At 66.4% G+C, this 6,843-nt stretch carries 6 protein-coding genes and 1 pseudogene; 5 read left to right on the top strand and 2 right to left on the bottom strand.

The window, feature by feature from the left end:
* The 3 genes from WBB85_RS14060 to WBB85_RS14050 form a co-directional block, all read left to right on the top strand.
* The coding region (locus WBB85_RS14060) for a glutamine-synthetase adenylyltransferase (protein ID WP_432639234.1) at nucleotides 1–1,848 on the top strand (1,848 nt) is incomplete at its 5' end.
* A 35-nt stretch (nucleotides 1,849–1,883) separates the two neighbouring features.
* Nucleotides 1,884–2,165 carry a hypothetical protein gene (locus tag WBB85_RS14055; RefSeq protein WP_432639235.1) on the top strand — a complete coding sequence of 94 codons (282 nt, stop codon included), beginning with the start codon at nucleotides 1,884–1,886 and terminating at the stop codon, nucleotides 2,163–2,165.
* A gap of 167 nt (nucleotides 2,166–2,332) precedes the next feature.
* Nucleotides 2,333–2,737, top strand: a complete 405-nt coding sequence (locus tag WBB85_RS14050) for a hypothetical protein (RefSeq protein ID WP_432639233.1) — start codon at nucleotides 2,333–2,335, stop codon at nucleotides 2,735–2,737.
* Between the two features lie 3 nt (nucleotides 2,738–2,740).
* Here the strand turns inward: WBB85_RS14050 and eda are convergent, their stop codons facing one another.
* Nucleotides 2,741–3,382, bottom strand: a complete 642-nt coding sequence (gene eda / locus WBB85_RS14045; RefSeq protein WP_432639232.1) for a bifunctional 4-hydroxy-2-oxoglutarate aldolase/2-dehydro-3-deoxy-phosphogluconate aldolase — start codon at nucleotides 3,380–3,382, stop codon at nucleotides 2,741–2,743.
* 84 nt (nucleotides 3,383–3,466) lie between these two features.
* Nucleotides 3,467–5,272, bottom strand: coding sequence for a phosphogluconate dehydratase (edd, locus tag WBB85_RS14040; protein ID WP_432639231.1), 1,806 nt, complete (start codon nucleotides 5,270–5,272; stop codon nucleotides 3,467–3,469).
* Nucleotides 5,273–5,564: 292 nt separating this feature from the next.
* Here edd and WBB85_RS14035 point away from each other — a divergent pair, with 292 nt between their 5' ends.
* Nucleotides 5,565–6,761 (top strand): RSP_2647 family RNA methyltransferase, encoded by a 1,197-nt coding sequence (locus tag WBB85_RS14035; RefSeq protein WP_432639230.1) that lies wholly within the window; start codon nucleotides 5,565–5,567, stop codon nucleotides 6,759–6,761.
* Nucleotides 6,758–6,843, top strand: a pseudogene (locus WBB85_RS14030) (RSP_2648 family PIN domain-containing protein); the annotation flags it as partial. The gene WBB85_RS14035 and the pseudogene WBB85_RS14030, both read left to right, overlap by 4 nt.

Raw genomic sequence — 6,843 nt, 5'->3', positions numbered from 1 at the left:
GGCCACAACATGAAGCTGGGCGCGGGCGGTATCCGCGAGATCGAATTCTTTACCCAGACCCGTCAGATCATCGCGGGTGGCCGGGACGCCTCTCTGCGGGCGCGCGACACGGTGGGCGGGCTGGCGGCGCTCGCGGCCAAGGGTTGGGTGTCTACCGCCGATGCAGAGGAACTGACGACGCAATATCGGGCCCATCGCGAGGTGGAGCATCGGGTGCAGATGGAGGGTGATGTCCAGACCCATGACCTGCCGACGACCGGGGACGGGTTCGACCGCATCGCCCGGATGTGCGGCGAGGCTGATACCGGGGCCTTCCGCACGGCGCTGAAGGCACGGTTGGAACGGGTGGCCGAGCTGACCGAGGGCTTCTTTGCCCCGGCCGAGACCGCTTCCGGCCCCGAGATGACGCCGGAGATGCAGGAGATCGTTGATGGCTGGCGATCCTATCCGGCGCTCAGGTCGGAACGCGCGGTGGCGATCTTCAAACGGGTGCAGCCGGAAATCCTCTCGCGGCTCGACCGGGCGGCGAGCCCGGGGGAGGCGCTCAGGCAATTCGACGGCTTTCTGTCGGGCCTGCCTGCGGGCGTGCAGCTTTTTTCGCTGTTCGAGGCCAACCCGCAACTGATTGACCTGATCGTCGATATCTGTGCGACGGCACCGGGCCTTGCCGCCTATCTGTCACGAAACGCGGCGGTGCTCGACGCCGTGCTGGGGGGCGATTTCTTCGCGCCCTGGCCTGGGCTTGGACCCTTGACCGAGGCGCTGACCAAACGGCTGGCGGAACGCGATGATTACGAATGGCGGCTGGGGGCGGCACGGATCTGGGCGCGGGAATGGCATTTCCGCATTGGGGTGCATCACCTGCGCGGCCTGATCGATGCGGGGCAGGCCGGGCGCGAATATGCCGACCTCGCGGGTGCGATTCTGGCCGCGCTCTGGCCGGTCTGCGTAGAGGAATTTGCGCGCAAGCATGGGCCGCCGCCGGGGCGCGGGGCGGTGGTTCTGGGCATGGGCTCGCTTGGGGCGGAACGTCTCAACGCGCATTCCGATCTGGATCTCATCGTCATCTATGACGCCGCCGGGGTCGAGGCATCGGAGGGTCCGCGCCCCTTGGCCGCACGCGCCTATTACGCGCGGCTGACGCAGGCGCTGGTGACGGCCCTGTCCGCGCCGATGGCCGATGGGCGGCTGTACGAGGTCGATATGCGGCTGCGTCCCTCGGGCCGCAAGGGGCCGGTCGCGACCTCGCTCCAGTCCTTCACCAGTTATCAGATGGATGAGGCCTGGACCTGGGAGCATCTGGCGCTGACCCGCGCCCGCCCGGTCGCCGGGGCACCGGATCTGGCCTTGGAGGTCGACACCGCGCGTTTGTCAATATTGGTGGAGAAGGGCAAGGCGGACCGTGTCCTGTCCGATGTCGCAGAGATGCGCGAACGCATTTTTTCGGCCAAGGCCGCCGATGGCGCATGGGAGGCCAAGATCGGCCCCGGTCGGTTGCAGGATATCGAACTTCTGGCGCAGACATGCGCCTTGCGCTCGGCCGCGCCGGCCCGGCGGGTAGAGGCGCAGTTGCGCTCAGGCCTGCGGGGCGGCCATCTGAGCAAGGAAGATGAAGCCGCTTTGCAGGAAGCCTACCGGTACCTGTGGCGGCTGCAGGCGGGCGGACGGCTTCTGACCCAGAGCCAGCTTGATATCGACGTGATCGGCGAAGGGGGGCAGGCTTTCCTTCTGCGGGAAACCGGCGCGTCGGAACTTGACCAGATGGCGTCGCGGCTGGAAGGCCACACGGCCCGCGCTGCGTCGATTATCGCGCAATGCCTTGGGCTGCCGGAAGGTGGCGCAGGATGACAGGCGAACGGGATGGACCGATGGCGAGGAAAGTCATGGAAATGTCACTGGCGGACCCCAAGGGGCTGGTCCGTGAAAGCTATGCGATCGAGGGGATCAAGGCATCAGAATGCCGGTCGATCTTTCTCGACTGGGCACTGAGCCTCAAGCCGGGGGTCGAGACGGTCGAGGCGATCCGTGTTCTGCTGTCGCATTACGGGCCGGACTGGCCGGATCATCCGATGACGGCGGTGCTCACATCGGGTCTGACGGCACCCGCCGCGCCCGCGCGGCGCGGTGGTCGGGCGGCCCGGATGCAGCATCTGGACGGCAACTGATTCCGCCGGTTCTGCCCCGCCCTGACCATATCACGGCCTTTTCGGTGCCAAAGTGATGCGGCTGACTGGGCGCATTGCCGGGGTGTCCGATGTCTGAACGAGTGAATCGCGTAAGTCCGCTACAAGTCTTCCTGGGGTTTTACATCGCAGGAGGCGGTCTTGCCGTCGTGCTGGGACTTCTCGCCGTATCCCGTCAGCCGTCCTATGCGGCGTTTCTCATGCAGGGGCTTGTGTTGCTGGCCTTTGTGGTCGCCGTTGGGGCCGCCACTGCGGCCGCGACAGCAGGCCCGTGGCACGGTGCGGGAAAGGGATCCGTGGGGCGGCTTCTGGAATATCGCCGCCATCAGCTGCGCTATGCCGCCGTCTTTTCCGTCTTTGCAGTCGCATCGACCGAGATCGCAATCGTGCTGCTTGCCCTTGCCGGGGTCGAGACGCCGGGCAGCTACGGCGTGGGGGCGGTGCTTGCGCGGTTCTGCGTCTTCATATCCGTGGCCTGGCTTCTGATCAGTGAAACCGCAGGCACGCCCGAGGCCTTGCGGCGCGCCCTGTTGGGGGAGCGCGCCTCGCGCTGAGGATCAACGCGCCAGAGCGGCCGCTTCGCGGGCCAGCGCTTCGATCCCCGCCCAGTCACCCGTGGCAACCATGTCCTTCGGCGCGACCCAGCTTCCACCGACGCAGATCACATTCGAAAGCGACAGGTAGTCGCCGACATTCTTCGGGCTGACCCCGCCGGTCGGGCAGAACCTGACCTGCGGGATCGGTGCGCCGATTGCGCTTAGCGCCTTCGCCCCACCCGAAGCCTCGGCCGGGAAGAATTTCTGGATTGTGTAGCCCTTTTCAAGAAGCGCCATGACCTCGGTCGCGGTCGCGGCCCCCGGCAGAAGCGGCAGGTCTTCGTCGATCGAGGCCTGAACAAGCCTGTCGGTCGCGCCGGGCGAGACGCCGAAGGTGGCACCCGCGGCCTTTGCGGCCTTCACATCCTCGGGCGTCAGCAGGGTGCCAGCGCCGACGATGCCGCCCGGCACCCCGGCCATGGCGCGGATCGCGTCGAGGGCTGCGGGCGTGCGCAGGGTAACCTCCAGAGCGGGCAATCCGCCCGCGATCAAAGCGCGGGCCAGATCGGCGGCTTTGGCGGCGTCTTCGATCACGAGGACCGGGACAACCGGGGCCTTTGCGCAGATATCGGCGGCGCGGCGGCTTTGCTCTTCGGGGGTCATCACTTGGTCCTTTCCCGTGTCGCTTGCCGGAAGGTCGGGACGCCTCCGGCGGGGGTATTTGGGCAATGAAGAAGCCCGGATGGTTCAGAGGATGGCCGACGCCCCGTCGGTCGCGGCACCGACATGGCGGCGGAAGGTCTCAAAAAGTTCACGCCCGGTGCCGTGGTGATTGGCCGAAAGGTCGGGCATGGCCGGGGCGCGGGTGGCCAGATCGACCCCTGTGACGTCAAGCGTGCCTGCGGTCGCGTCGAGCCGGACGATATCGCCGTCCTGAAGCCGCGCGAGCGGGCCGCCCGCGGCGGCTTCGGGGCTGACATGGATCGCGGCTGGCACCTTGCCGCTGGCACCCGACATCCTGCCATCGGTCACAAGCGCCACTTTCAGCCCACGATCCTGCAGAACCGCAAGCACCGGCGTCAGCGAATGCAGTTCCGGCATGCCATTGGCCTGCGGGCCCTGAAAGCGGACGACGACGATCGTGTCGGCGGTGAATTCGCCGTTTCGGAACGCCGCCTTGACCTCATCCTGATCGGAAAAGATGCGGGCCGGGGCCTCGATCACATGGCGCTCGGGCGCGACGGCCGAGACCTTGATGACCCCGGTGCCGAGATTGCCGGTCAGTTGCTTCAAACCGCCCTGCGGCGCGAAGGCATCGGCAGCAGGGCGCAGGATGCGGCTGTTCAGGCTGTCCTTCGGACCGTCGCGCCAGGTCAGGGCGCCATCGGTCAGGACGGGTTCCTTGGTGTAGCGATGCAGCCCGTCGCCCATGATCGTCTTGACGTCGTCATGCAGAAGCCCCGCGTCGAGCAATTCGCCGATCATGTAGCCAAGCCCGCCCGCCGCGTGGAAATGGTTCACATCCGCCAGACCGTTCGGATAGACCTTGGCCATCAAGGGCACAATGGCCGAGATATCGGCGAAGTCCTGCAATTCCAGCGCCACCCCCGCCGCCCGCGCCATCGCGGGCAGATGCATGACGAGGTTGGTCGACCCGCCCGTCGCCATCAGCCCGACAATGCCGTTGACGAAGGCGCGTTCGTCAAGGATCTCGCCCGCCGGGCGGAAATCGTTGCCAAGGGCGGTGATCGCCGCGGCGCGTTCGATGGCGGCGGTGGTCAGCGCCTCGCGCAGGGGGGTGTTCGGGTTGACGAAGCTTGCCCCCGGCAGGTGCAGGCCCATGAATTCCATCAGCATCTGGTTCGAATTCGCGGTACCGTAGAAGGTGCAGGTGCCCGGCCCGTGATAGGAGGCCATCTCGGCCTGCATCAGTTCGGTCCGCCCGACCTCTCCGGCGGCGAACTTCTGGCGCACCTTGGCTTTTTCATCATTGGGCAGGCCCGAGGTCATCGGCCCTGCGGGGACGAAAACGGCGGGCACATGGCCGAAGGTGGCGGCGGCCATCACAAGGCCCGGCACGATCTTGTCGCAGATGCCGAGATAGAGGGCGGCGTCATAACAATCGTGGCTCATCGCGACGCCGGCGGAGAGCGCGATCACGTCGCGGGAAAAAAGGCTGAGCTCCATCCCCGCGCGGCCTTGCGTAACCCCGTCGCACATCGCCGGAACCCCGCCTGCGACTTGCGCCGTGATGCCAAGACGGCGGGCGGTGGCGCGGATCAGCTTGGGGTAATCCTCATAGGGCTGGTGCGCCGAAAGCATGTCGTTATAGGCGGTGACGATCCCGATATTCGCCACCCGCCCTTCGGCCAGATCGGCCTTGTCGCCATCCATTGCGGCATAGGCATGGGCCTGATTGGAACAGCTCAGATGGGCGCGGGCCGGGCCGGTTTCCGCAGCGCGCGCGATCCGGTCGAGGTAGTCCCCCCGCGTCGGGGCCGAGCGGTTCGCGATCCGGTCGGTAATCTCGGCAAGGCGGCTGTTGATCGGCATCGGTGGCTCCTGACGGTTTCGTGCGGGGAAGTCTATCCGGACGGGCGCGCAATACCATGATATGTTAGCGCTAACAAGTCTATTCCCAATAGCGATGCTAGGCGCGCCGCCATGCGGCCCCCTATGACGGCCTTCCCTCTTTTATGCGTGACGCGGGCTGAATTGCCAATGTAGTCGGCGGCGGGTGATCGTCAGATGGGTGGAATGGCACAGATTGCCGTCCCGACCGGTCTTTCCTCCGGGCGGTGATGCGACTAGAGGGGTGGGGAACCCAAGCCCCAAAGGGACCCCCATGACCGATGCCCTGCCTATTGTCCGCCTGCGCCCGAAAGCCGAGGCCCGTGCGATCCGCCATGGATTTCCCTGGATCTATGCCGATGAACTGGTGACCGACCGGCGCACGCAAGCGCTGACCTCCGGCACAATCGCGGTTCTTGAGGATGCCGAGCGGCGGCCGCTCGGTGTTGTCACGGTCAATCCGAAGTCGAAGATCATCGCCCGGATGTTGGACCGTGATGCAGAAGCGGTCATCAATCGCGACTGGATCGCCGCACGTATTGCGCGGGCCTTGTCATTGCGCGACCGTCTTTATGCAGCGCCATTCTATCGGCTGGTCCATGCCGAGGCCGACGGTCTGCCCGGCGTCATCATCGACCGGTTCGGCGATGCCGCGGTGATCCAGCCCAATGCCGCCTGGGCAGAGATCATGATCGGCGACCTTGCGGGCGCATTGGCCGATGTGACGGGTATCACGACGATCATCAAGAACGGAACCGGTCGTGCGCGCGGGCTGGAGGGGTTGGAGGAGGAAACCGCCATCCTGTCGGGCAAGCTCGATGCGGCCATTCCGGTTCCGATGAACGGCGCGACCTATATGGCCGACCTGATCGGCGGGCAGAAGACGGGCCTTTTCTTTGATCAGCGCGACAACCACGCCTTTGCCGCCCGGCTGGGGGCTGGCGGGCGCATGCTCGATGTCTTTTCCCATGTCGGCGGTTTTGCCCTGGCGGCCCTGGCGGGCGGGGCGGATAGCGCATTGGCGGTCGATTCGTCCGCAGCCGCGCTCGAACTGGCCGGGCAGGGGGCAGACGCAGCGGGCTTTGGCGCGCGCTTCGACACCCGCAAGGGCGACGCCTTCGCGGCGATGGAGGCTTTGGGACAGGAGGGGGCGCAGTTCGACCTCGTCGTCTGTGATCCGCCCGCCTTCGCGCCGACCAAACCCACGCTTCAGGCAGGACTTCGCGCCTATGAACGGGTGGCGCGGCTTGCGGCCCCCTTGGTGGCGCCGGGGGGCTATCTTGTGCTTTGCTCCTGCTCGCATGCCGCTGACCTTACGCAGTTCCGCAATGCCTCGGCGCGCGGCATCGGGCGTGGCGGGCGGCGGGGGCAGTTGCTGCATACCGGCTTCGCCGGGCCCGACCATCCGCAACTGCCGCAACTGGCCGAAAGCGGTTATCTCAAGGCTTTGTTCTTCCGGCTCGACGGATGAAGGCCGTCCTCGACGCCTGTGTTCTCTATCCGACCGTGCTGCGCGAGGTCCTGATCGGGGTCGCCAAGGCCGGGCTTTACAC

It is taken from the genome of Albidovulum sp., from assembly GCF_049646345.1.
In the GTDB taxonomy this organism is placed as follows: Bacteria; Pseudomonadota; Alphaproteobacteria; order Rhodobacterales; family Rhodobacteraceae; genus Albidovulum.
The sequence above is the reverse complement of the archived record's forward strand: the minus strand, read 5'-3'. Positions and strand labels throughout refer to the sequence as shown.